General features: G+C 58.3%; 26 protein-coding genes. 13 read left to right on the top strand and 13 right to left on the bottom strand.

The window, feature by feature from the left end:
* The first annotated feature begins 153 nt into the window (after window positions 1-153).
* Window positions 154-1,644 carry a replicative DNA helicase gene (locus ABLN87_RS01760; RefSeq protein ID WP_353006907.1) on the top strand — a complete coding sequence of 497 codons (1,491 nt, stop codon included), beginning with the start codon at window positions 154-156 and terminating at the stop codon, window positions 1,642-1,644.
* A 3-nt stretch (window positions 1,645-1,647) separates the two neighbouring features.
* Here the strand turns inward: ABLN87_RS01760 and ABLN87_RS01755 are convergent, their stop codons facing one another.
* Entirely contained in the window at window positions 1,648-2,187 is a 540-nt protein-coding gene (locus tag ABLN87_RS01755) for a GNAT family N-acetyltransferase (RefSeq protein WP_353006905.1), read from the bottom strand.
* A gap of 228 nt (window positions 2,188-2,415) precedes the next feature.
* Between ABLN87_RS01755 and alr the strand changes: the two genes are divergently transcribed.
* From alr to ABLN87_RS01705, 10 genes are all read left to right on the top strand, one after another.
* Window positions 2,416-3,450, top strand: coding sequence for an alanine racemase (gene alr / locus ABLN87_RS01750; protein WP_353006903.1), 1,035 nt, complete (start codon window positions 2,416-2,418; stop codon window positions 3,448-3,450).
* Window positions 3,447-4,229, top strand: coding sequence for an MlaE family ABC transporter permease (locus ABLN87_RS01745; protein WP_170530368.1), 783 nt, complete (start codon window positions 3,447-3,449; stop codon window positions 4,227-4,229). The genes alr and ABLN87_RS01745 overlap by 4 nt, the downstream gene beginning before the upstream one ends.
* Window positions 4,226-4,972, top strand: a complete 747-nt coding sequence (locus ABLN87_RS01740) for an ABC transporter ATP-binding protein (protein WP_353006901.1) — start codon at window positions 4,226-4,228, stop codon at window positions 4,970-4,972. The genes ABLN87_RS01745 and ABLN87_RS01740 overlap by 4 nt, the downstream gene beginning before the upstream one ends.
* A gap of 12 nt (window positions 4,973-4,984) precedes the next feature.
* Window positions 4,985-5,671 (top strand): hypothetical protein, encoded by a 687-nt coding sequence (locus ABLN87_RS01735; protein ID WP_353006899.1) that lies wholly within the window; start codon window positions 4,985-4,987, stop codon window positions 5,669-5,671.
* Window positions 5,668-6,117, top strand: coding sequence for a paraquat-inducible protein A (locus tag ABLN87_RS01730; RefSeq protein WP_353006897.1), 450 nt, complete (start codon window positions 5,668-5,670; stop codon window positions 6,115-6,117). The genes ABLN87_RS01735 and ABLN87_RS01730 overlap by 4 nt, the downstream gene beginning before the upstream one ends.
* A gap of 93 nt (window positions 6,118-6,210) precedes the next feature.
* Complete coding sequence (radA, locus tag ABLN87_RS01725) at window positions 6,211-7,572, top strand: DNA repair protein RadA (RefSeq protein WP_353006894.1); 1,362 nt, start codon at window positions 6,211-6,213, stop codon at window positions 7,570-7,572.
* Window positions 7,573-7,612: 40 nt separating this feature from the next.
* Window positions 7,613-8,203, top strand: a complete 591-nt coding sequence (locus ABLN87_RS01720; protein ID WP_353006891.1) for a CvpA family protein — start codon at window positions 7,613-7,615, stop codon at window positions 8,201-8,203.
* A 645-nt stretch (window positions 8,204-8,848) separates the two neighbouring features.
* The gene (purF, locus tag ABLN87_RS01715; RefSeq protein ID WP_353006888.1) at window positions 8,849-10,372 is read left to right on the top strand and encodes an amidophosphoribosyltransferase; all 1,524 of its coding nucleotides are present in this window, start codon (window positions 8,849-8,851) and stop codon (window positions 10,370-10,372) included.
* A 252-nt stretch (window positions 10,373-10,624) separates the two neighbouring features.
* On the top strand, window positions 10,625-10,873 hold the full coding sequence (locus ABLN87_RS01710) for a hypothetical protein (RefSeq protein ID WP_353006886.1): 249 nt from the start codon (window positions 10,625-10,627) through the stop codon (window positions 10,871-10,873).
* A gap of 41 nt (window positions 10,874-10,914) precedes the next feature.
* On the top strand, window positions 10,915-11,559 hold the full coding sequence (locus tag ABLN87_RS01705) for an SDR family NAD(P)-dependent oxidoreductase (RefSeq protein ID WP_353006884.1): 645 nt from the start codon (window positions 10,915-10,917) through the stop codon (window positions 11,557-11,559).
* A gap of 61 nt (window positions 11,560-11,620) precedes the next feature.
* Here ABLN87_RS01705 and ABLN87_RS01700 read toward each other — a convergent pair whose 3' ends face one another.
* The 4 genes from ABLN87_RS01700 to ABLN87_RS01685 form a co-directional block, all read right to left on the bottom strand.
* A complete protein-coding gene (locus tag ABLN87_RS01700; RefSeq protein ID WP_353006882.1) occupies window positions 11,621-12,463 on the bottom strand; it encodes an ATP-binding protein in 843 nt (280 codons plus the stop codon).
* Between the two features lie 117 nt (window positions 12,464-12,580).
* Entirely contained in the window at window positions 12,581-13,456 is an 876-nt protein-coding gene (gene tatC / locus ABLN87_RS01695) for a twin-arginine translocase subunit TatC (RefSeq protein WP_170530388.1), read from the bottom strand.
* Complete coding sequence (tatB, locus tag ABLN87_RS01690) at window positions 13,453-13,911, bottom strand: Sec-independent protein translocase protein TatB (RefSeq protein WP_170530390.1); 459 nt, start codon at window positions 13,909-13,911, stop codon at window positions 13,453-13,455. The genes tatC and tatB overlap by 4 nt, the downstream gene beginning before the upstream one ends.
* 6 nt (window positions 13,912-13,917) lie before the next feature.
* Entirely contained in the window at window positions 13,918-14,133 is a 216-nt protein-coding gene (locus tag ABLN87_RS01685; RefSeq protein ID WP_170373887.1) for a twin-arginine translocase TatA/TatE family subunit, read from the bottom strand.
* Between the two features lie 221 nt (window positions 14,134-14,354).
* On the opposite strand from ABLN87_RS01685, the gene ABLN87_RS01680 reads away from it, so the two are divergent.
* Window positions 14,355-14,660, top strand: a complete 306-nt coding sequence (locus tag ABLN87_RS01680) for a hypothetical protein (protein ID WP_353006878.1) — start codon at window positions 14,355-14,357, stop codon at window positions 14,658-14,660.
* Window positions 14,661-14,681: 21 nt separating this feature from the next.
* A complete protein-coding gene (locus ABLN87_RS01675) occupies window positions 14,682-15,353 on the top strand; it encodes a helix-turn-helix transcriptional regulator (RefSeq protein ID WP_353006875.1) in 672 nt (223 codons plus the stop codon).
* A gap of 63 nt (window positions 15,354-15,416) precedes the next feature.
* Here the strand turns inward: ABLN87_RS01675 and ABLN87_RS01670 are convergent, their stop codons facing one another.
* The 8 genes from ABLN87_RS01670 to ABLN87_RS01635 all read right to left on the bottom strand — a co-directional run bounded on the left by ABLN87_RS01670 (window position 15,417) and on the right by ABLN87_RS01635 (window position 22,933).
* The gene (locus ABLN87_RS01670; RefSeq protein WP_353006873.1) at window positions 15,417-16,598 is read right to left on the bottom strand and encodes a peptidoglycan DD-metalloendopeptidase family protein; all 1,182 of its coding nucleotides are present in this window, start codon (window positions 16,596-16,598) and stop codon (window positions 15,417-15,419) included.
* Between the two features lie 64 nt (window positions 16,599-16,662).
* The gene (locus tag ABLN87_RS01665; RefSeq protein WP_353006871.1) at window positions 16,663-17,313 is read right to left on the bottom strand and encodes a protein-L-isoaspartate(D-aspartate) O-methyltransferase; all 651 of its coding nucleotides are present in this window, start codon (window positions 17,311-17,313) and stop codon (window positions 16,663-16,665) included.
* Window positions 17,310-18,092 carry a 5'/3'-nucleotidase SurE gene (gene surE, locus ABLN87_RS01660; protein ID WP_353006869.1) on the bottom strand — a complete coding sequence of 261 codons (783 nt, stop codon included), beginning with the start codon at window positions 18,090-18,092 and terminating at the stop codon, window positions 17,310-17,312. Before surE ends, ABLN87_RS01665 begins: the two co-directional genes overlap by 4 nt.
* 112 nt (window positions 18,093-18,204) lie before the next feature.
* On the bottom strand, window positions 18,205-19,248 hold the full coding sequence (locus ABLN87_RS01655; protein ID WP_353006867.1) for an ABC transporter ATP-binding protein: 1,044 nt from the start codon (window positions 19,246-19,248) through the stop codon (window positions 18,205-18,207).
* Window positions 19,249-19,369: 121 nt separating this feature from the next.
* A complete protein-coding gene (locus ABLN87_RS01650; RefSeq protein ID WP_353006865.1) occupies window positions 19,370-20,419 on the bottom strand; it encodes a methyltransferase domain-containing protein in 1,050 nt (349 codons plus the stop codon).
* 96 nt (window positions 20,420-20,515) lie between these two features.
* On the bottom strand, window positions 20,516-21,628 hold the full coding sequence (locus tag ABLN87_RS01645; protein ID WP_353006863.1) for a hypothetical protein: 1,113 nt from the start codon (window positions 21,626-21,628) through the stop codon (window positions 20,516-20,518).
* A 2-nt stretch (window positions 21,629-21,630) separates the two neighbouring features.
* Window positions 21,631-22,410 carry an SDR family oxidoreductase gene (locus ABLN87_RS01640; protein WP_353006861.1) on the bottom strand — a complete coding sequence of 260 codons (780 nt, stop codon included), beginning with the start codon at window positions 22,408-22,410 and terminating at the stop codon, window positions 21,631-21,633.
* Between the two features lie 55 nt (window positions 22,411-22,465).
* On the bottom strand, window positions 22,466-22,933 hold the full coding sequence (locus tag ABLN87_RS01635) for a hypothetical protein (protein WP_353006859.1): 468 nt from the start codon (window positions 22,931-22,933) through the stop codon (window positions 22,466-22,468).
* Between the last annotated feature and the right edge of the window lie 207 nt (window positions 22,934-23,140).

Raw genomic sequence — 23,140 nt, 5'->3', positions numbered from 1 at the left:
CCCAATTCGCACAAGATGTTGACGGATCAACCCTTCATACGGCAATATGATGGGGCCCGGAGATATGCACAGCCTATCCCCAAAAACATACAATTTGCCCCGACTCACGGGGCTAAGCTATGGACTTTGTCCCAAGGGGCATAGAGAGCAGCAATGAACGAGATCAGCAGTATCGAACAGGCAGCGGCACAGATTCAAAACTCTGAAACCATGCCGCATTCCATCGAGGCTGAACAGCAGCTTCTGGGTGCAATCCTGACCAATAATGATCTTTATGACCGGGTTGCCTCGATTATCGGGTCCGAACATTTCTATGACCCGGTCCATGCGCGCATCTATGAGGTCGCGGCCAACCGCATCGCCAAGAATGCGCTGGCCTCACCCGTGACGCTGAAATCCTTCATGGCCGAGGATGAAGGGCTAAAGGAATTGGGTGGCCCGGCCTATCTGGTCAAACTGGCCGGGGCCTCGATCAGTGCTTTTGCCGTCCATGACTACGCCCAAATGATCTATGACCTGGCCATCCGGCGCGAGCTGATCCGGTTGGGCCGAGATATCTCGGACAAGGCCGCGCGGGTTGATGTGTCCAGCGAGCCGAAGGAACAAATCGTCGAGGCCGAGCAGCAGCTCTATCAGCTGTCCGAGCAAGGCCAGACAGAACAGGGCTTTCAATCCTTTCTCAAGGCGGTCACCGAAGCCGTCAACGTTACCAACGAAGCATACCAACGTGGGGGCGGGATGGCCGGCATCTCGACCGGTCTGGCCGATCTGGATAAGCAGCTGGGTGGCTTGCATCCATCGGACCTGATCATTCTTGCCGGCCGTCCCTCTATGGGTAAAACCTCGCTTGCGACCAACGTGGCGTTTAACGTGGCCAAGGCCTACAAACGCGGCACCAAGCCTGATGGCAGCGAAGGCGCGATTGATGGCGGCGTGGTTGGGTTCTTCTCATTGGAAATGAGCGCCGAACAGCTTGCGGGCCGTGTTCTGGCTGAAGCTTCTGAAATTTCGTCTCACAAAATCCGTCAAGGTGACATGACCGAGGCCGAGTTCCGGCGCTTCGTGGATGCCGCCAAAGAACTGGAAGCCTGCCCGCTGTTCATCGACGACACCCCGGCCCTGCCAATCGCGCAGCTTGCTGCACGGGCGCGGCGGCTGAAACGGACCCATGGGCTGGACCTGCTGGTGATCGACTATCTGCAGCTGTGCCGCGGCATGGCCGACAACCGCGTCAACGAGATTGCCGAGATTTCGATGGGCATGAAAGCCATCGCCAAGGAGTTGAACATCCCGGTCATCGCCCTGTCTCAGCTTTCTCGACAGGTCGAAAACCGCGACGACAAACGCCCGCAACTGTCTGATCTGCGGGAATCCGGTTCGATCGAACAGGATGCGGACGTAGTGATGTTCGTGTTCCGCGAGGAATACTACAAAGAACGTGAAAAGCCCGGCGACCACGAGCTGGACAAGATGGAAGAGTGGAAGCAGGCCATGGAGCGCCTGCATGGCAAGGCCGAGGTGATCGTCGGCAAGCAGCGCCACGGCCCCATTGGCACGGTCGAGCTGTCGTTCGAGGCCCAGTTCACCCGCTTTGGCAATCTCGTCAAACCCTGGCAACAGGGCGGCGAGATCGAAGGATACTGACCCCTACCACAAGGCAGGATTGTTCAGCGCCGCAACGCAATGCGATGGCCCCTTTAGCGGGGTCAGTTCGCGCCCGTCCAGAGATTGCCCCAGCCAACCATGCGGATAGCTGAGCCTCAGCGGCGGCTGCGCGCTCTCTTCCGAAATGGCCAGAAACCCAGTTTTGCAATAGTAGTTTGGATCGCCATAGGTCAGCACCACATCGACGCCAGAGTTGCGCAGTTGGTCCAGACCGAAGGTTATCAAAGCCTGCCCAATCCCCGATTTCTGCCGGTCCGTTCGCACCGCCATCGGTGATAGGATAAAGACATCTCGGCTGTCTTGCGGGTATGTGATCCGGGAAAACGCAACAGCGCCCACCAGTTCCATGTCTTGATACGCGGTGTAAATCTTCACATCCGCCTCAGGCGTCATGCTCAGTAAATCTTGCACAAACGCGCCAATCAGCACGCCTTCATCAGCGCCCTCCGAGGCTGAAAAGACGTCTTGAAACAGATCGACCACAGCCTGAACATCTGATCCTCTACCGGTCGAAAACTCCATGATCCCCTCCGGGCACTGCATCTGCTCTATCGCTCAAAACTGGAAGGCCGCACCTGAACAAAGCAGCGCGCCTTCGCGATCCCACATACCATGATCACAGCAACAAACTGCCAGAATTCACAAGAACTTGGCAAATTTCGCCGGTTGTCGCGCATACAACGCTCAAACGGCGTCGCAAAAGCGTCATTCCCCCTTGACCTTATTCAGCGCAATGTCATGAACAACGCCATGAGTACCGCACGACTGACAATCAATCTCCAGGCCCTTGCCAGCAACTGGCGGGCGCTGGATGCAAAGACCGATGTTGAAACCGCCGCCGTGGTCAAGGCCGATGGCTATGGGCTGGGCGCCGGGCCGGTCAGCAATGCGTTGGCTGAGGAAGGCGTACGCAAGTTTTTCGTCGCGGTCGCCGAAGAAGGCGCAGCCGTACGTCAGGCCATTGGTCCGGGGCCGCAAATCTGCGTGTTTTCCGGCCATATGGAGGGGGATGCAGACCTACTGCGCGCCCATGACCTGATACCCCTGATCAACGCACCCCAGCAGTTCCAGCGCCATATGCAGGCCCTGCCGGATCACCCCTTTGGCATTCAGCTAGACAGCGGCATGAACCGCCTGGGTCTTGAACCAGCCGACTGGACCGATCTACGCCCCAAGGCCGAAGCGCTAAACCCGGTTGTCGTGATGTCTCATCTGGCCTGTGCGGACGAACCCGATCATCCGATGAACCAGCAACAGCTGAAAACCTTCCGGGAAATGACTGATGGCATCACCGCGCCGCGCTCGCTGGCGGCCACCGGTGGCACGCTTCTGGGGCCAGAATTTCATTTCGAGCTCTGCCGCCCCGGTATCGGCCTTTACGGCGGGATGCCCTTTGCCGGGGCGCGGCCTGTTGTCACCGTTGATCTACCGGTGATCCAGGTGCGCGCGCTTGAGGTTGGCGAAACCGTTGGCTACGGCAACAGCTGGGCCGCCCGACGCCCGTCGCGCATCGCAACGGTTGCAGCGGGCTACGCGGATGGCCTGCACCGCGCCATCGGTGGCGGGATCGACACATTTGCAGGCGATCAGCCCTGCCCCGTCGTGGGACGCATCTCGATGGACCTGATCACGGTCGATGTCACCGACCTGCCCGAGGACCCGGAACGCCTGCGCATTCTGAACGGGCATCAAACCGTGGATGATCTGGCCGAAGCGGCGGGGACCATAGGCTATGAAATCCTGACCTCGATGGGTCGCCGGTATTCGCGGGGTTATGTGGAATGAACCCTGTATTACTGCTCAGCGGATTGGGCCGTGCCGTCCTGACCGTGCTGGCCGCGTTTGGTCGCGTCGCGCTGTTTGCGCTGGACGCAATCTCTCATATCTTCCGCCCTCCGTTCTACCCGCGCGAATTCGCCATGGCGCTGCTGAATATCGGCTGGCTGTCCCTACCCGTGGTTGGCCTGACCGCAATCTTCACCGGCGGCGCGCTGGCCCTGCAAATCTACGCAGGCGGCGCGCGTTTCAATGCCGAAGCTGTGGTGCCCCAGATCGTTGCCATCGGCATGGTGCGAGAGCTTGGCCCGGTGCTCGTCGGCCTGATGATCGCCGCCCGCGTGACCTCATCTATCGCGGCTGAGATCGCGACGATGAAAGTGACTGAACAGATTGACGCGCTGGTCACCCTGTCCACCCACCCGATGAAATACCTGACCGCACCGCGCGTGCTGGCGGCGCTGATCACCGTGCCTGCTTTGGTCGCGGTTGGGGATATCATCGGCATCATGGGCGGCTACACCGTTGCCACGCAAAATCTGGGCTTCAACCCGGCGGCCTATCTGAAAAACACCGTGGATTTTCTTGAGACGCGCGACATCGTCTCGTCACTCGTCAAAGGCGCCGCGTTTGGCATGATCGCCGCCATCATGGGCTGCTATTACGGCATGTCCTCGGGCCGCGGTGCACAAGGCGTGGGCCGCGCCACCAAAGGCTCGGTCGAGGCCGCCGCCGTGCTGATCCTCGCCGCCAACTTCGTTCTGACAGGAGTGTTCTTCTCGCTATGATCCGGATGGAGAACGTAACAAAAGCCTTTGGCGACAACCGCGTGCTGCAAGGCATGAGCCTTGAGATTGCCAAGGGCACCTCGATGGTCATCATCGGCGGCTCAGGCACCGGCAAGTCGGTGGCGCTGAAATGCATTCTGGGGCTGATCCAACCCGACAGCGGCATGATCTATGTGGACGGCAAGGACGCCACCAAAGGCGACCGCGATGCGTTTCTGGCCCGGTTCGGCATGCTGTTTCAGGGCGCGGCGCTGTTTGATTCACTGCCCGTCTGGCAAAACGTCGCGTTCCGCCTGCTGCGTGGCTCACTGAAACGCCCGGTGGATGAGGCGCGCGAGATCGCCATCGAGAAGCTGCGCCGCGTGGGCCTGAAAGCCGACGTGGCCGACCGCCTGCCCGCCGAACTGTCCGGCGGCATGCAAAAACGCGTCGGCCTCGCCCGCGCCATCGCCGCCGAGCCCGAGATCATCTTTTTCGACGAACCCACCACCGGGTTGGACCCGATCATGTCCGGCGTCATCAACGACCTGATCCGCGAAATCGTGACCGAGATGGGCGCAACGGCCATGACCATCACCCACGACATGAGCTCGGTCCGCGCCATTGCCGACAACGTGGCGATGCTGCATGGCGGAGTGATCCAATGGACCGGTCCGGTGGGTCAGATGGACGCCTCGGGTGATCCGTATTTGGAGCAGTTTATCAGCGGCAGCGCTGAGGGGCCGATTGAGGCGGTGCGTTGAAAAGGAATTGGCATGAATCAACTTATTGACCAATTGATGAAACACATCTCAGCATTTGAAAAATTACGGATACATGAAAGTCAAAACAGCGGCCAAGAAGCTTGGAATGAAGCTTTCTTTCTAGAATTTTATCGTGCGGACGCCAGATTTAGACTTGCAGCGAAAAACTTGGATTTCTCATACCCAGATGACCCACCGGCAGGTGATGTACAAACACAGATGGGAGTTGTTTGCCAGCGTTTTGACGAGATCGTAGCTGGCTGGAAGAGAAAGATACTTATCACAAATATAGAAAACGAGGTAGCTCTCGAGTATGTAGAGCAATCGGTTGAATTGTCTGAAGCAATATCCTTTGACCGTGAACACCGAAGTAAAATCCAGAGTATTATCGGCAAATTGAGAGATGAAGTTAACGAAAGCTCATGGATGGACAAGGAGAAGAAACAGCGTGTTTTGAAGGCTGTGAATTCAGTGCAGTCTGAAGTTGACAAGGAAACGAGTAACTTCCATCTGGTTCTAGGTAAGATAGTTGACCTCGGTGACGCACTTGGGAAAGCAGGCGAAAGAGCCAAACCCGCATTTGACCGAATTGAACAACTTTCAAACGCGGTACGTGGTCAAAGGCAACAAGCGCTTGCAATAGAGAAAGACGAGGATCCTTTGCAAATTGAAGATATGAGAGAAGAAAGCGAGGAATGATCCTCCGCCTCGCCACCCTCTCCCTCCTTGTTCTGTACCCCATCGCGTGGTTCGCCCCACTGATGCGCGCAGGGCTCCTGCCGATCTTCGGGCTCAGCGAGATCAGCGTCATCACCGGCCTTCAGTCCTTGTGGAAATCAGACGTCTTCCTTGCGCTGGTCGTCACCATCTTCGCCCTCTTCGCGCCGTATGTCAAAACCATCGGCACAGCTCTGATCCAGTGGAACCTGCTCGATGCCCGCGTCCAACCCGCGCTGAACGTCCTCGGCAAGCTGGCGATGGCCGATATCTTCCTGATCGCGCTCTATATCACGCTGGCCAAAGGCATCTCTTACGCCACGATTGAGACCGCTTGGGGCCTCTACCTGTTCACGCTCTGCATCCTAGCCTCGCTGGTGCTGGGTCTTTTGACCGACCGGCAGGCAAAGGCCCAAACCCCCACCTGACGCCCGGCGTGGATGCGCCCGCTGCGCGCTACCGGCGGAGATGAAAGCCCACAAGGGCTTGAAGAACCGCCCATCCTAAGGCACCAAAGCCCAATGGCAAAACCAACTTATTCTTGCTCGGCCTGCGGTGCGAGCTTCACAAAATGGTCCGGGCGTTGCGATGGCTGTGGGGAATGGAATACCATCACCCAAGACGTGCCGCTTTCGGCTGGCCCGGCCAAGAAATCCCTCGGCGGCAAGCGGGGACAGTCTGTCACGCTCACGGACCTGTCGACCGAAGAGACACCACCACCCCGAACACTCAGCGGGGTGGACGAGTTGGACCGCGTCCTGGGCGGCGGTCTGGTTCCTGCCTCGGCCCTGTTGGTGGGCGGCGATCCCGGTATCGGAAAATCCACCCTGTTGTTGCAAGCCGCAGCGCGCTTTGCCCGCGCAGGCGTCAAGACGATCTATGTTTCTGGCGAGGAAGCCAGCGCTCAGGTTCGCATGCGCGCGCGGCGATTGGGATTAGAGGACGCACCTGTTCAGCTGGCTGCTGAAACCAACCTGCGCGATATCCTGACGACGTTGGAAACCGAAAAGCCCGGCCTCGCCATCATCGACTCGATTCAGACCATGTGGGCCGACAATGTAGACAGCGCACCGGGTTCGGTGTCACAAGTCCGGGCCGCAGCGCATGAATTGACCACGTTAGCGAAACGACATGGCGTGTCGATTGTGATGGTGGGCCACGTCACTAAAGAAGGTCAGATCGCAGGGCCGCGCGTGGTCGAGCACATGGTGGACACCGTGCTTTATTTCGAAGGGGAACGCGGCCACCAGTTCCGCATCTTGCGTGCCGTGAAGAACCGCTTTGGCCCCGCTGATGAGATCGGCGTATTTGAAATGACCGGCAAGGGGCTTGCGCAGGTCACCAACCCTTCGGCCCTGTTCCTGTCGGAACGCGGAGAACCCAGCCCCGGATCGGCCGTTTTTGCCGGAATTGAAGGCACACGGCCCGTATTGGTGGAACTTCAGGCGCTTGTCGCCCCCTCCCCTCATTCCCAACCCCGCCGCACGGTTGTGGGCTGGGACAGCGGGCGCCTTGCCATGATCCTTGCAGTGCTTGAGGCCCGTTGCGGCATTCCTTTCGCCGGGCTTGATGTCTATCTGAACGTCGCCGGAGGGCTGAAAGTCAGCGAACCCGCCGCTGACCTGGCCGTGGCCGCGGCCCTGCTGAGTGCGCGCGAAGACACAGCCCTGCCCGCTGACACCGTTGTTTTCGGAGAAATCTCGTTATCCGGGGCACTTAGACCGGCCCCGCAGACCGAAAATAGGTTGAAAGAAGCCCAAAAACTTGGTTTCACATCGGCAATTGCTCCGGCAGGTGGCAAAACCGGCACTGTGGCAGGTCTGACACTCACCCGACCCTCTGATTTGGTTGGGTTTGTTGGCGAAACCTTCGGAGCAGGTTAAAGTCGCGCCGCGAGGGGCAGAAAAAGAACAGGCGAGGGCCATGGAAGGTTTTACAATAATTGACGGGGTTGTGGCCCTGATCATCGTGCTGTCAGGCCTCTTGGCCTATTCGCGCGGGTTCATGCGCGAGGTTCTGGCCATCGCGGGCTGGGTCGCAGCGGCGGTCCTGGCATTCATCTTTGCACCGCAGGCTGTGCCTTTGGTCAAAGAAATCCCGGTAGTTGGAGATTTCCTGCGTGACAGCTGTGAATTGTCAGTGATCACAGGCTTTGCCGCTGTATTCGCCATCGCGCTGATCGTGGTCAGCATCTTCACACCCCTGTTTTCGTCGCTGGTGCAGCGTTCGGCCCTGGGTGGTCTGGATCAGGCGCTTGGCTTCTTCTTCGGCATCGCACGTGGCATTCTGTTGGTCGCCATCGCCTTCTTTGTCTACGACACGGTCATGACTGGCCAATCATATACGATTGTCGATGAAAGCCGTTCGGCCAAGGTGTTCGAACAATTCAGCACACAGATCGAAGAGCAAAATCCCGAAGCCGCTTTGGGCTGGGTTACAACTCAGTATGAAGAACTGGTGGGTAGCTGCACCTCGAATGGATCAGCGCCTGCTGCGGAAACCACCGACAACTGATCCCATACACATTACAATATTGAAAAGCCCGGCATTGCCCGGGCTTTTTTCATGGATCAGACAAAGCCTTCTCCGCCGCACACCGTGCATCGAATGGTTTTCAATCCAAAACACCCATCGCACCGGCTGAAAATCGGCTTGCCATGAATATCGCGGCCTTTGACGACCTGTCCGGCGCCATTGCAAATCTGGCAAGGTGCACGCCCCATACCGCGACACCGATGGCACCGCCGCTTGGGTGTTTCTTCTTTCTTAGGCGGCGGCCTGTTCTGCCACATCACACCCCCTTGTCCGCTCAACATGCGTGTTTTGATCCGGTTTCTACCATGTCAGCACAATTGCATTCATATGTCATCAGACTTGCCGCGCGGTCGAGACAACACAAATCTCACCTGCGGCATTGTGTAAATGTGATCCTTTGATGACAGGGGCGTTCTAAGGCAGTATGTGGGGTCCAACCCGCCACGGAATCGGAGCTGTCGGTCTTGTTCTTTGTGTTTTCATCTGCGTGCGTCGCATCGATGATTGGCCATTTGGCTTATGAAACACAGACAATCGCGCACAAGGTGCAGGTAGCATCCCCTTATCGATCCCGACAGTCGGTCAAACCTCTCGTCACAACGCCATAGGAATTGGAGCCCGTACATGTGTGGGATTTTGGGGATCGCAAGCCGGACACATGATGTGTTTGCGGAAATCTATGACGGCTTGCTGATGCTGCAACACCGGGGGCAGGACGCCTCGGGGATCGTCACATATAACGGTGAATTCTTCCGCGAGAAAAAGGCCAACGGTCTGGTCAAGGATGTCTTCAACGCCACGGATGCTGAAACCCTCCTGGGTAAAGTCGGCATGGGGCATGTACGTTATCCAACCGCCGGTTCACTCAGCGCGGCTGAGGCGCAGCCCTTCTTCGTGAACGCGCCTTACGGGATCTATCTGGTCCATAATGGCAACATCACCAACACGGCTGAGCAGCGCGAAAAGGTCACGGGCAAATACAGCCGCCACCTGCGTACCACCTCGGATTCTGAAATCCTGCTGAATGTGCTGGCCGACAAGGTGGCCGACGCGATCAAAGTCAACGGCAATGTCGAACCCATTCGCAACATCTTTGCCGGGGTGAAGATGACAATGGAGCGGGTACAGGGTGCCTATTCCGTGATCTGCCTGATTGCAGGCGTGGGCATGCTGGCCTTCCGTGATCCATACGGTATCCGCCCGTTGTCTGTCGCCGTTCGTGAAACCGAAGGCGGCGGCAATGACTACGCCTTTGCGTCCGAGGATGTAGCCTTTGGCATCAACGGGTTTAACAAGCTGCGCGATCTGCGCGCGGGTGAGGCCATCCTGATCGATCTGGATGGCAATATGCATGAAGTCCAGGCAGTCGAGGGCAAGCTGACGCCCTGTATCTTCGAATATGTCTATCTGGCCCGCCCGGATTCGCTGCTGGATGGAGTATCCGTCTACAAAACCCAGATGCGCATGGGTCAGACATTGGCCAAGCAAATTCAGGACTCGGGGCTGGATATTGATCGGATCATTCCAGTACCGGACAGCGCCCGCCCAGTCGCGCTCGAGGCCGCCAAGATCACCGGCATCCCTTATCGCGAGGGTCTGGTGAAAAACCGCTATGTCGGCCGCACCTTCATCATGCCAGGTCAGGAAGAGCGGCAGAAATCCGTGCGCCGCAAGCTGAATGCAATTCCGCTGGAATTCAAAGATCACAATGTTCTGCTGATCGACGATTCAATCGTGCGCGGCAATACGATCAAGAAGATTGTACAGATGTGCCGCGAGGCCGGAGCCAAGAAAGTCTATATCGCCAGCGCGTCTCCTCCGGTGAAATATCCCAATGTCTACGGCATCGATATGCCCACAAAACATGAGCTGATCGCCAACGGCAAAGAGATCGAAGAAATCCGCGAAGAGCTGGGCGCAGATGCCCTGTTCTACCAGCATCTTGATGATCTGGTTTGGGCCGCCAAGGAAGGCAACCCTGAGATCGAGGCCTTCGATTGCTCTTGCTTCAACGGTGACTACATCACCGGCAGCGTCAGCGACGATTACCTCGACAGCCTGGAAAACAGCAGCCGTGTCAGCAAAAAGCGCGAGGATATGGAGGTTGTGGGCGGATCGTGGAACGGGGCCAAACTGGCCTCGGGCTAATCTGACGCCTCGAATCAGATGGGTTGGTTGAGACACCGCGTTTCGCGTTTTTCACCAGCTCGCTATCGTTCATGAAAACGTGACACACGAGCATGATCGCGAAATCGTAGCGAATGCAAAGACTTCGCAAACCCTGAGATTCAGGTCAGGCCATGCGACGCTGCGGCAGTCTTTTGTTCCTTTTTGGCCTTTGTTAACCAACCCGCTGCTACCACTCACCAAAGGGGTCTGGGTCCTACCCGACCGCAGCTTATGTCCAATGCCACTGTTAAAGGCGCGGCAACGCAAAAAGGCGCGCTGAAGAAAAACTCTGTGTCTGTGCTTGGGATATTTGGTCCCAAGGCGGATTTGCGCGCGCTGATGCGAATGTCCTCGGGTCGCGTCAAAGAAGTGAAAACCGGCAGCCGCGTTGGGTCGGGTACCATCGTGGCCATCGACGAGCACGGCGTGATGCTGCGACAAAGCGGCCAGACCCGGCGGATCGCGATCCCTGGAGGCTGACGCCTCTTGACGGCCTGCACGATGGGGTCCAAACCGCAGCCATGACCGATCAGACCAAAATCGCCCTCATCACCGGGGCCTCTCGCGGGCTGGGCGCAGCCCTGGCCGAGGCGCTGGCCCCCGAATATCATATCGTCGCCGTCGCCCGCACCACCGGTGGGCTAGAAGAGCTGGACGACCGGATCAAGGCCAAGGGCGGATCTGCAACCCTGGCCCCAATGGACATCACCGATCCCAATGCCATGGCCACCCTGTGCCGGGGCATACATGATCGCTGGGGCAAGGTGGATCTGTGGTTGCACACAGCCGTCCATAGCTCGGCCCTGACGCCCGCGCATTTTGTCGACCCGAAAGAATGGGCCAAGGCGATGAACACCAACGCCAATGCCACTTCGGTCCTGATCCCCTATGTGACGCCTTTGCTGGGCGAAACGGGTCATGCGGTGTTCTTCGACGACCCCAAAGCGGGCGAGAAGTTCTATGGCATCTATGGGGCCACCAAAGCCGCGCAAATGGCTTTGGCCCGCAGTTGGCAGGTTGAGACCGAACGCACCGGGCCGCGCGTTTCCATCGTGGAACCCGCGCCGATGCCCACCGCCGTACGGGCCCGGTTTCATCCCGGTGAAGATCGGGATGTGTTGACCAGCACCTCGGTTGAGGCTGCGCGGATTTTGGCGCTGCTTTAAGGAAATGGCCCCTTTGGGCTATGCCTCCGGCGGGGATATATTTAGCCAGATGAAGCTGGGATCAGGCGATATGAACGCCGTTGCGCCCTGCCAGATCGACGAAGAATTGCCAGGCGACGCGGCCCGAGCGCGCGCCTCGGGTGGCCTGCCATTCGATGGCTTCGGCACGCAAGGTTTCCGGGTCGACTGAAACCCTGTAGGCACCGCAGTAGCGGTCGATCATGGCCAGGTACTCATCCTGATCGCACGGGTGGAAGCCCAACCACAGGCCGAACCGGTCAGAAAGGGAGACCTTTTCTTCGACTGCTTCGGACGGGTTAATGGCGCTGGAACGTTCGTTTTCAATCATATCCCGCGGCATCAAGTGGCGGCGGTTTGAAGTGGCATAGAACACCACATTTTCGGGCCGCCCTTCAATACCGCCATCCAGCACGGCCTTGAGCGATTTGTAGTGCTGGTCATCATGGCTGAACGACAGATCATCACAGAACAGGATGAACCGGTGCGGCGCCGCGCGCAGGTGGTTTAGCAGGCGCGCGACCGAGCCCATGTCTTCACGTTGCAGCTCGACCAGTTTCAGGTCTGGGTGATCATCCTGAAGCGTGCCGTGCACGGCCTTCACCAGACTGGATTTCCCCATTCCACGCGCGCCCCAAAGCAGCGCGTTATTGGCTTTATAGCCTTCGGCAAAGCGACGGGTATTGTCCAGCAACGTATCGCGGGAGCGGTTGATCGCGACCAGCAGGTTCAGATCGACCCGGTTGACTTGTGTGACAGGCTCTAACCGATCCGGGCCGACATGCCAGACAAAGGCGGGGGCCGCGTTAAAATCCGGGGCAGCCAAAGGCGCAGGGGCCATGCGGTCCAGTGCGTCGGCGATACGGTTCAGGGCTTGGTCATCCATCGGGGCCTCCGGATCTTGGTGTGGCGCTGTCAAACCATGATCCGAGCGATGCAACAAGGGCCTCAAACGAAAAAGGCGCGCCAAACCGGGCGCGCCTATCTTTGTCTTCAGAGCGGGTTATTTGCCCTCTTCCTCCTGAATGATCTCCTCATCCGCATCAGCCTCGTCATCATAGTAACCATCAGCGCGCAGCTGTTCTTCGCGCTTCTTCTCGACCCGTGCGACAAGGAAGATCGAAATCTCGTAGAGACCATAGACCACAACGAACAATATGACCTGAGTGATCACGTCAGGGGGCGTGACCAGCGCGGCAAGCACCAAGATTGCGACGACCGCATATTTGCGGACGGACCCAAGCCCTTCGGCGCTGACCAATCCTGCTTTACCCATCAAAGTCAGCAATACGGGCAGCTGGAAGCAGAGACCAAAGGCCACGATGAACTTGATCGTCAGGTTCAAGTATTCCTGCGCCGAGCCCTGAAACACCACGCTGAGCGGTGCGGCTGTCGCTCCATCGGTTACGGCCTCGCCCTCAGCTCCGAACTGCTGGAAGCCTAGAAAGAAATCATACGCCAAGGGCGTTACGACATAAAAAGCAAAGCTCGCGCCCAACAGGAACATGAAGGGTGACGCGATCATGAACGGCAAAAACGCGTTCTTTTCGGTTCGGTAGAGCCCAGGAGCAACGAACCGCCACATCTGCATTCCGATATAGGGAAAGGCCAGGATGAACCCGCCCAACAGCGAAACTTTGATGGCAACAAAGAAGCCTTCCTGCGGCGAGATAAAAATCAGCCCGCAATCCTGTCCCCGCTCATTAAGCACCTCGCACAACGGGTGCGTCAGGAAATTGAAGATCGGCGTGGCCACCGTGAAGCAGATGATCATACCGATCAGAAACGCCACAACGCAGTGAATCAGACGCGTGCGAAGCTCGGCCAAATGTTCGATCAATGGGGCCGAGCTGTCTTCGATTTCGTCGGTCTTGCTCATGTTTTGCCTTCAGTGTTCAAAGCGGCTTCGGCCTCTTCGGCCTTGGCCAAAGCATCTGCGGCTTCTTTGGCTTTGCGCTCGGCCGTCGCGCGCGCGCTTGTTGCTTGAATCTTCTTGGCTTGTTCGGCCCGTTCAGCGGCCAACTTGCCCGTCTCGCTCTCAGGATCGAACTTGGTGGGATCGATGCTCTTGCCCAAATCCTGAGCCGCCTGTTTCACACCATCCATTGCGGTATTCACCGGATTGGCGGCGGCATTCAAACCCTTTTTGATCTCGTTCACGCCTGCCTGGTCAGCAGCTTCGTTCATCGCGCTGCTGAACTCGCGCGCCATACCGCGGGCCTTGCCAACCCAGCGGCCAACATTGCGAAACAACACCGGCAGGTCCTTGGGGCCTACCACGATCAGCGCAACGATGCCGATGACCAGAAGCTCGGTCCAGCCCAGATCAAACATCTGCGCTTAGACCTTGTCTTTTTCGGTTTCCGGTGTAACGTCCTTGGCAACTTCGGCTGCATCCTGCTCCAGCTCGTCCGCGCCTTCCTTGACGCCTTTCTTGAACGACGTGATGCCTTTGCCAACTTCGCCCATCAGCGAACTGATCTTGCCACGACCAAACAGCACCAGCACCACAACAGCAATCAGCAGAAGGCCGGGAAGGCCGATATTATTGAGCATGTTTCTTCTCCTTTAACGTCGGCGCAGCACGCCGGGAATATGATCTGGTCTTGTGTTTATGCCCCAAACCCCCATCACAAAAAGGGGGCTTTCACGGTAGCGCCTCCAGAATCCGGTCCAAACATACGATTTTACAAAGCTCGCCTTTCACAACTGACAGGTTTATGTCAGTTGTATGTGACTACAACAGCGATATCGCAACCTGGTCAACGGAGACTCACATGACCCATGTCGCAGAAATCGTCACTTTCACCTTGAACGACGACACCTCGCCCGAGGCGTTCGTCGCGCTTAGCCAATCCACCGAATCCTTCGTGCGCGCGGCCCCCGGATTTGCCCATCGCCAACTCAGCCAGGGCGATGACGGGCGTTGGACCGACTATGTGGTCTGGCAGGATATGCAGGCGGCGCAAAACGCTGCTGCGCAATTCCCGGAACAGGAATTTGCCCCCGCCCTGATGGCAGCCATTAACCCAGACAGCCTACAGATGCGGCATGAGAACGTATTATGGAACATGACTGCCTAGTTGCGGTCAGAATGGCGCGTCATGCGCCGCACTGATCGCCTGTTCGATATCATCCAGATCCTGCGCGACGGCAAACTGCACCGCGCGCAGGACATCGCGGACCGACTTGAGGTGTCGGTCCGCACGATCTACCGCGATATGGACACGCTGGTGGCTTCTGGCGTTCCGGTCGAGGGCGAGCGCGGCGTGGGCTATATGGTGCGCGAGCAGATCACTCTGCCCCCCTTGAACCTGACCTCGTCCGAACTTGAGGCGCTGAACCTCGGCATGGCCATCGTCGCCGAAGCCGCCGACCCGGATCTCAAGGCAGCAGCCGATTCCCTTGCCGAGAAAATCGACGCCGTGCTGCCTACACAGGTCGTAGCCGAGGCCGATGCCTGGAAATTCGCCGTCTACCCTTTTGCCGACGCCGCACGCGGTTTGGCCCATATGGCCCCCATCCGTGCTGCGATCAAATCACGTCAGAAACTGCACCTGTCCTATCGCCGTATCGACGGCACGTTGACCGACCGCACGATCCGCCCCCTGCATATGGAATACTGGGGCCGCGTCTGGACGCTGACCGCCTGGTGCGAGCTGCGCGATGGCTTTCGCGTTTTCCGCATCGACCTGATCGAAACGGTCACGCCCCAGCCCGAACTTTTCACGGATGAAGCCGGCAAACGGCTTAGCGACTACGACCCCCAGGCGTGATCCCAGCTTCATCTGGCTAAAAATATCCCCGCCGGAGGCATGGCCCGGTACGGGCCATTTGCTTCACTGCAGATAGGGCTCTGGGTTAACGGATTCGAACCCTTTGCGGACTTCGAAATGCACATAAGCATTATCCCCACCCCGCAACGCGGCAATCTGTTGTCCACGCTTGACCCGGTCACCTTTCTTAACCGTGATATCGTCGACATTGGCATAGACGGTCAGCAAGTCATTCTTGTGTTTGATCACAATGATCGGCACCTGATCCGCATCCGCAGTGATCGCAGCAACGGTGCCGGCATCGGCGGCCTTTACTGGCGTGCCCGGCGCAGCTGCGATGTCGATGCCCTCGTTCTTGCCCTTCTCATAGGTCCGAATGGTTTTGCCCGTCACCGGCAAGGCCAATGCGGAGCGGCTTGCGTTGCTGGGGGCCTCTGCTGTCACATCAGGGGCCTCCGGTGCTTCGCTGCGGGGTTCGACCTGTTCGTCCGGCAAAGGTTGCGTGGCGCTCGGAGGCGTTGGGGTTGGGGAGCCTTCTCCTGGCTGTGTAACGTTAGTCGCACCCGCCGCAGGCGCTGCCGGAGCGGCCCCGCGCGGAGCTGGCTGGTTCTTGACCGGGATAAGAAGGTACTGACCTTCGCGGATTGCGAAATCCGGACCCAGCCCGTTCCACTCGGCCAGCGATTCAACAGGTACTTGGTACAGACGCGAAATCGTATAGGCCGTCTCGCCCCGCTTCACCTTATGCTGAATTGGTTCGGGCCCGGTCGGCGCTGGTGCCGGGGCCGCTACCGGTTTGGCAGGTTCCAGTGTTGTAGTCTGCACGCCGCCCGTTGCGGGGGCCTGATCGATGGCGGACCCGGCGATCGAGGCGATATCGACCCCGCTGGCCGCACCAACGGAACGCGGCAGCGCGAGGATCTCACCCTCGCGCAGTGTGTCCGTGGTTTGCAGGCCGTTGAACCGTGACAGCTCACTCTCTGGCAGCCCCACTCGGGCAGCCACATCGCGGACGGTATCGCCGCGTCGGGCAACAGCCACCTGATAATTCGGATAGGTGATGACACCACGCGCATCGGGCGTCGGGCGACTGGCGGTGGCGGATTGCGCCGCCCCTGTGGTTGAAAACCCGCCAATCTGACCGCGCAGGTCATAGTCCAGTGGTCCTTCGCACCCGGCCAATATGGCCAGTGCTGCCACTCCGGTCGCACAACGGCGCATTGCCGATTTGGAAACTGCTCTCATCACGTTTGCCCTCAACACCTGCCCCTGCTTTCCGGGGTTCCGGTGACCAAACTTTCAATACCTGTTATGTCTCATCCTTCCCGAGCCCCTCAAGCAGGGGTACGAAACGGACGGACGACAATTCGTTGTAGTCCAGACCATCCTCGGTGCGCGTGACCTTGATCAACTGCTGCACCGCATCCGACTGTCCTACGGGTAACACCATAATACCCCCGATTTTGAGCTGCGCCAAGAGCGGTCCCGGAGGGTCCTCTGCCGCGGCTGTCACAATGATCCGATCAAAGGGGGCTTGTTCGGGCAAACCAAAGGACCCATCCGACAGCATCGCGGTCACATTGGTCAATCCCATCTCGCGAAACAGCTGGCCGGTTTCATTCACCAGCCGCCTGTGGCGTTCAACCGTATAGACCCGTCGGGCCAGTTTCGACAGAACCGCCGCCTGATAGCCCGAGCCTGTCCCGACCTCCAGAACCGTATCGCGTGGGCGCACGTCCAACGCCTGCGTCATCAGCCCCACGACCGAGGGCTGGCTGATCGTTTGCCCACAGGCGATGGGCAGTGGCATATCCTCATAGGCACGATCCGCGAACAGCCCAGTGACAAAGCGGCCCCGATCCACCTGCTCCATCGCAGCCAGCACACGCGCGTCCGTCACCCCCCGTTTGCGCAGGGCAAACAGGAATTGCATGACGGTTTCGGGGTCCAGTCCGCTCATTCGATCGACTTCAACGCCTCTAGCGCATCATAGGCCGTCAGATCCGCCCGCATCGGCGTGACTGAGATATATCCGGCCAGATTGGCCGCCGCATCTGTACCCGGCTCGGTCGGTTTGTCCTGCGGCCCACCCCGGACCCACAGAAAACGCCGACCCGAAGGTGATGTCTGTGGCTCAACCGTATGGCGTGTCTCGCGTCTGAACCCTTGGGCACAGACCTGAACACCCAGAACCTCATCCGCAGGAACGGGCGGGAAATTCACATTGTAAAACAACCGGTAATCCGTCTGATCCGCAGGATTGGCCGCCAAAATCTTGCGCACCACATCGGTGCCGTGTCGTACGGCGGCCTCAAACGGATCGGCCAGATTCCGGTTGCGCGGGCCATTGTATTGCGACAATGCAATCGCGGGCACACCCTGCAAAGCGGCCTCCATCGCGCCACCGATTGTGCCGGAATAGACGGTATTCTCGGCCGAGTTATTGCCCCGGTTGACGCCAGACAGCACCAGGTCAGGCGGCGCGTCCTTCATCACGTCATACAAACCGGCCAATACGCAATCCGCAGGCGAGCCTTCGGCGGCATAGCGACGCTCGCCCAGCTTGGCCACCATGGTCGGATGCGTATAGCTGATGCAATGCCCAACGCCCGACTGCTCGAATGCGGGGGCCACGACCCAGACCTCGCCATCTGGCCCTGCCACTTCGGCTGCAATCGCCTCAAGCACCGTCAGACCCGGCGCGTTGATCCCGTCATCATTGGTTAGAAGTATGCGCATCTGCCCGAACATCCCCACGTTTGGCCCTTGATAGACCCGCCCTTGCGTTGCGGCAAGCAAGGGGCGCACGCAATCTGAGGCTTTCGCGCACCACTTAAACGGAAACTGAGCGTCAGAGCGGGAAAACGAAGCAGCGATCGCGGCGGATCGTCAGCCACATGACCCGCCCCGGATTGGGGACAAACACATTGGGCACCGTGGCTTTGAGGATCGAACCGTCATAGTCCATGCGAAACTCGACCAGGCTTTCATTGCCTAAAAAGCGGGCACGTTCGACAACGCCGCGCGCGGCAACCCCTTCAGTGGGCGTGGGCGATGGGCCTTTGCCATTGCGGTCGAAATCCAGCTTGATGTGCTGCGGGCGAAACACGATCTCGACCTCCGTCCCGTCGGGAATGCCGGGGGCCAGGAACTGACCAAACGGTGTTTCTGCCAGGGCGCCGTTCACATTGGATCGCAAGACATTGACGTCGCTAAAGAAGGCCACCGCCTCTTTATCTGCGGGCCGGGTGTAAACGTTGTAGGGCGCGCCCTGTTGTACGATCTTGCCCCGGCGCATCAGGGCAATCTCATCCGCCATCCGCATTGCTTCTTCGGGCTCATGTGTGACCAGTAATACCGCGGCATCTTCCTCTTTCAGGATCGCCAGGGTTTCATCGCGGATACCATCGCGCAATCGGTTGTCGAGGCCCGAAAATGGCTCGTCCATCAGCATGATCCGGGGGCGCGGCGCCAGCGCACGGGCCAATGCGACCCTTTGCTGCTCACCACCCGAAAGTTGATGCGGGAAGCCATCGATGAAGCGCATCAGATCGACCTTGCGCAGCAGCTCTTCGACGCGGGCGCGTTTCTGGTCTTTGCTGCCGGTCAGGCCAAAGGCCACATTATTGGCGACGCTCAGATGCGGAAACAGCGCAAAGTCCTGAAACATCAGGCCAATTTCACGCCGTTCCGGCGGCACCCGAAACACGGTATCGCAGATCAGCTTGCCATCGACGTAGATTTCGCCCGAATCCTGCATTTCGACCCCGGCAATCATCCGCAGCGTGGTAGATTTGCCGCAACCCGATGGCCCAAGCAGGCAAGTCACCTGCCCTGCTTGCACGGCTAGCGAGACGTCATCCACCACAACCCGCCCGTCGAACCGGCGGATCATGTTGCGGACTTCTAAACGTGGTGGAGTTGCCTCTGCTGTCACCGATGACCCCGTAACCTTTCCCGATCAAAACCATCGGGCTTGGGCGGGGATAGCAACCCCGCCCGTTGGGCGCAAGGGATCAGCAGCAGCCGCTGGCAGTGGCCTCAGCCCCCATCGCTTCAAATGGGCTTTCACCGCCACAGCCTTCGAAAATGCCATAGTGAGTCGAGAAATCGCCGATAAAGTCGAAATGGCGGGCAAAACGGGTATCTTTCAGCATCATCCATGTGTTGCCACAAACCGGGAAGACCTTGCCGGCTTCAATCGCGTGATGGTCGTCCAGTTCGAACAGATGGGGCGCGTTGGGGATGGTGCCCTTGTAGATCACGGCCTGACCGTAGTCTTCGCATGCGGGCTCCAGCGCGGGCAGTTTGAATAAACGGTACGTGGCCGACAAGAAGTTCAACGGGGCAACGCGTTCTTCGAGCACCGGGTTTTCGATAGTTAGGGGCCGGTGTGTCACGCGGCGCGGATCACCAAAGCCCGCCTTGCGCGAAATGGACAGGAAATCGTTCCAGTACAAAGCACCAGAGAGACACTCCCCATAAAGAACCTCATCCTCGGCCATAGCTTGCGGGATACGGCGATCCGCATAGACGTCCGAGAAGTACATCTCGCCACCCTCTTTCAGCAACCGATGCGCGCCGCGCAAAACCGCCTCTTTATCAGTCGCGAGATTGATCACGCAGTTCGACACGATGATATCGAAAGAGCCCGGTTCCAGATCCAGCTCATCCAGTTTTTCGATATAGCAGTGGTGGAATTCAACATTGCTGGTGGCATAGCCAAAGACCTTGGCGTGGTAGTCCTGATGCGCACGAGCCACATCCAGCTGTTCCTGGGTCATATCGACGCCGACCACGCGTCCGCTCTCACCCACCATCGCCGACAGGACGTAAACATCCCGGCCAGCGCCGCAGCCCAGATCAAGGATACTCATCCCCTCAAGGTCAAGCGGCGCGATCAGGCCACAGCCGTAGTAGCGGGTCAGCACTTCATCATGCAGTTTCGAAAGGATTTTCTTCAGATGATCCGGCATGTCATCGGGGGTGCAGCAGGCATTGGTCTGCAAATCCGCACTGCTTTGCAGCACTTCGCCATAGTAGTTCTGCACCGATTCATGCTTCATCGCGGATGTCCTCTGTTCGATATCTGCTTAGCAGCTAGTGTAACTTTTCGGCCCGGGCAATCCACCCGGCCCGATTTGACAAAACTGTGAGAAGTCTCAGCCCAGCAGGTCGAAATCAACACCCGCCCGCACCTTGCCATTCACCTGAATCTCAAGCCGATGCGCACCGGGGACAAGCTGGAATGTGCTCGCGTTGGCCTTGAGCTTGTGGCGCTTCTCCAAACGCAATGTCCCGTCCTTCAAAGCAGCTTGTTTCAGCTTGTGCACTTTGGCTGAAGTTTTCCCTCCAGGTCTCTGAAAGTGAATGATATAATCCACAAGAACCGGCTGCGTACCCTGGCCTGTCAGGTCCACGGAAAACTCCAGCGCCTCTCCAATCCACGCCTCTGCCAGAAGCTTGATATCAACGGCCAGTTCGGCGTCAGGATCATAGCCCAGCATGGCCATCGCCCCCGGATGACCGGCCTTCACAAGGCCACGCAGCGTGTGACCGATCATCCAGTCCAGCTCATCCGCATTTTGTTTGCCCGCCCCTTGCCAGGCCTTAAGCTGCGCCAGAACCAGATCGGGCTGTTTCTTTGAGATATCGTTCAGATGGTTGGCAATCGAGCGGGTCACATAGCGTGTTTTGTCGCCATGCAACCGATCAAGCAAAGGCATAGGATCATTCAGCTCCAACCCAATCGCCTGCCCCCAAGGCAGGCGCGGGCGCGTGCCTTCACTGACCAATCGGCGGACATGATAGCTGTCATGTGCGCACCAGTCCTGCATCCGGTTCAGAACCAAATCGGGCCAGCGGTTCAGGAACGGGCGGATCGCCCATTCCATTGAAAACCTTTGGGTTAGTTCCTCAAACAGGTCCAGAGCATCCTCCGGCGCATTCAGCCCAATCGCGGCCACCCATTCGCCCAAAGGTGCAAAGATAAAATCCCCGAAATCATCATCCGTTTTGGTCGGGTCCAAAGGCGGTGGCAGCGCGCGCAGGATCAGGGGGGCGATGTCGGGCAGTGTTCCCGGCAGGGCCGATTGCAGGCAATCTGCAATCCAAGTCATGCGCTCTTTCAATTCCAGCTCGGTGAGGCGAGACATCACCTGCTCATGAAAGGCATCCGGATCAAAAGACGGGGCCGCCTGGGCAAAAAGCCCGGCCAGATATCGGGTCTTCTCATCATTAAACAGCTGATCTTTCAGCGAATATCCTTGTGACATGGCTACATCGTCAGGTTGGTTGCGCCGCCATCCAGCAGGATGTTCTGCCCAACGATAAACCCGGCCTGTTGCGAGCACAGAAAGGCGCAGGTGGCGCCAAATTCTGCCCGCGTGCCATAGCGACGCGCCGGGATTGTTGCGGCCCGCGCAGCCCGCGCTTCGTCGATCGAAATGCTCTGCTGTGTGGCAACGCCGCTGTCGAGCGCATCTGCGCGATCCGTTGCATGAATACCCGGCAGCAGGTTGTTGATGTTAACCCCATGAGGGGCCACCTGCCGTGCCGTCCCCGCTACGTAGCCGGTCAGACCGGTGCGCGCCGCATTCGATAGGCCAAGCACGGCAATGGGTGCGCGCACGGATTGCGAGGTGATATTGACCACCCTGCCCCAGCCTTTGTCCATCATCGCAGGCAACAGCGCTTTCATGAAGGCAATCGGTGTCAGCATATTCGCGTCCAGCGCCTTGATGAAATCATCGCGATCCCAATCCGACCACATCCCGGGAGGAGGACCCCCGGCATTGTTGACCAAAATATCAACGCCCCGCGCTGCTTCGATCACCTTGGCCTGTCCATCCGAGGTTGTCACATCACACGCGACGGCCTGCACATCAACGCCATATGTAGAACGCAACCGTGCAGCTTCGGCCTCCAACGCATCGACACCGCGCGCATTCATCACCAGATCGACACCGGCCTCGGCCAAAGCTTCGGCACATCCCAGACCCAGCCCCTTGCTGCTGGCACACACCAAAGCACGTTTTCCTCGAATTCCCAGATCCATTTACTTCCCCTTTTCGCATCGAACAGCGGTGTCACATAGATTCAGCGCACAAGACTCACGCTTTTTCGAGCGATGTCAGTATCTCAGACAATGCGTTGAGTTCAGCGCTCTCGCCTGTCCAATCACCCTGCTGATATAGATTTTGCACAACCTCCGCACACTGCGTACTGCTACATGCATCAACGTCAGCCAGCTTCTCTTCATGATCAGCAAGATAAGTCTCGCGGGTATTCAGATGCGCAAGGCGCATATCCAGACTGTTGCGCACATCTGGCGTCAGGTCTGCCGAGTACTCTTTCAGAAACAATTCCAATTCACTGATCAGTTGCTCAGTCGCGCGACGAGCTGAACGCACCGACCGCAAAACCTGTTTGCGCGCTGAGTCCCTAAGCTCTCCGGTGCTTTGAAAGGCCTTAGCAGATTTCGTGACACGGGCGTCGACCGTTGCAATCCGACGTTGCAACAGAGCGCTTTTCTTCACCAGATCCTCGGCATCCGCTGAAAGGCGCTGAGCCTTAGTCATAAGCCTGTCGCGATCGCTTCCATTCCGCTGAGGACCCGCCGAGGTCGAGCCACCTCGCGATAAACCCGGTCGGTCAGGAGGGCCGTGACCCGGATGGGCAAGAACTAAATCTGATTGATGGGCAATGAATATGATAACGGCCATGAATGCCATCGCCAGTTTGTTGAAAACACTGCTCATTTCCAGGCTCGGTCCTTGATGATCTGA

This window comes from Ruegeria sp. SCP10, from assembly GCF_040329495.1.
Classification (GTDB): domain Bacteria; phylum Pseudomonadota; class Alphaproteobacteria; order Rhodobacterales; family Rhodobacteraceae; genus Ruegeria.
Note: the sequence above shows the minus strand (reverse complement) of the source record. Positions and strands in the feature narration are given on the sequence as shown.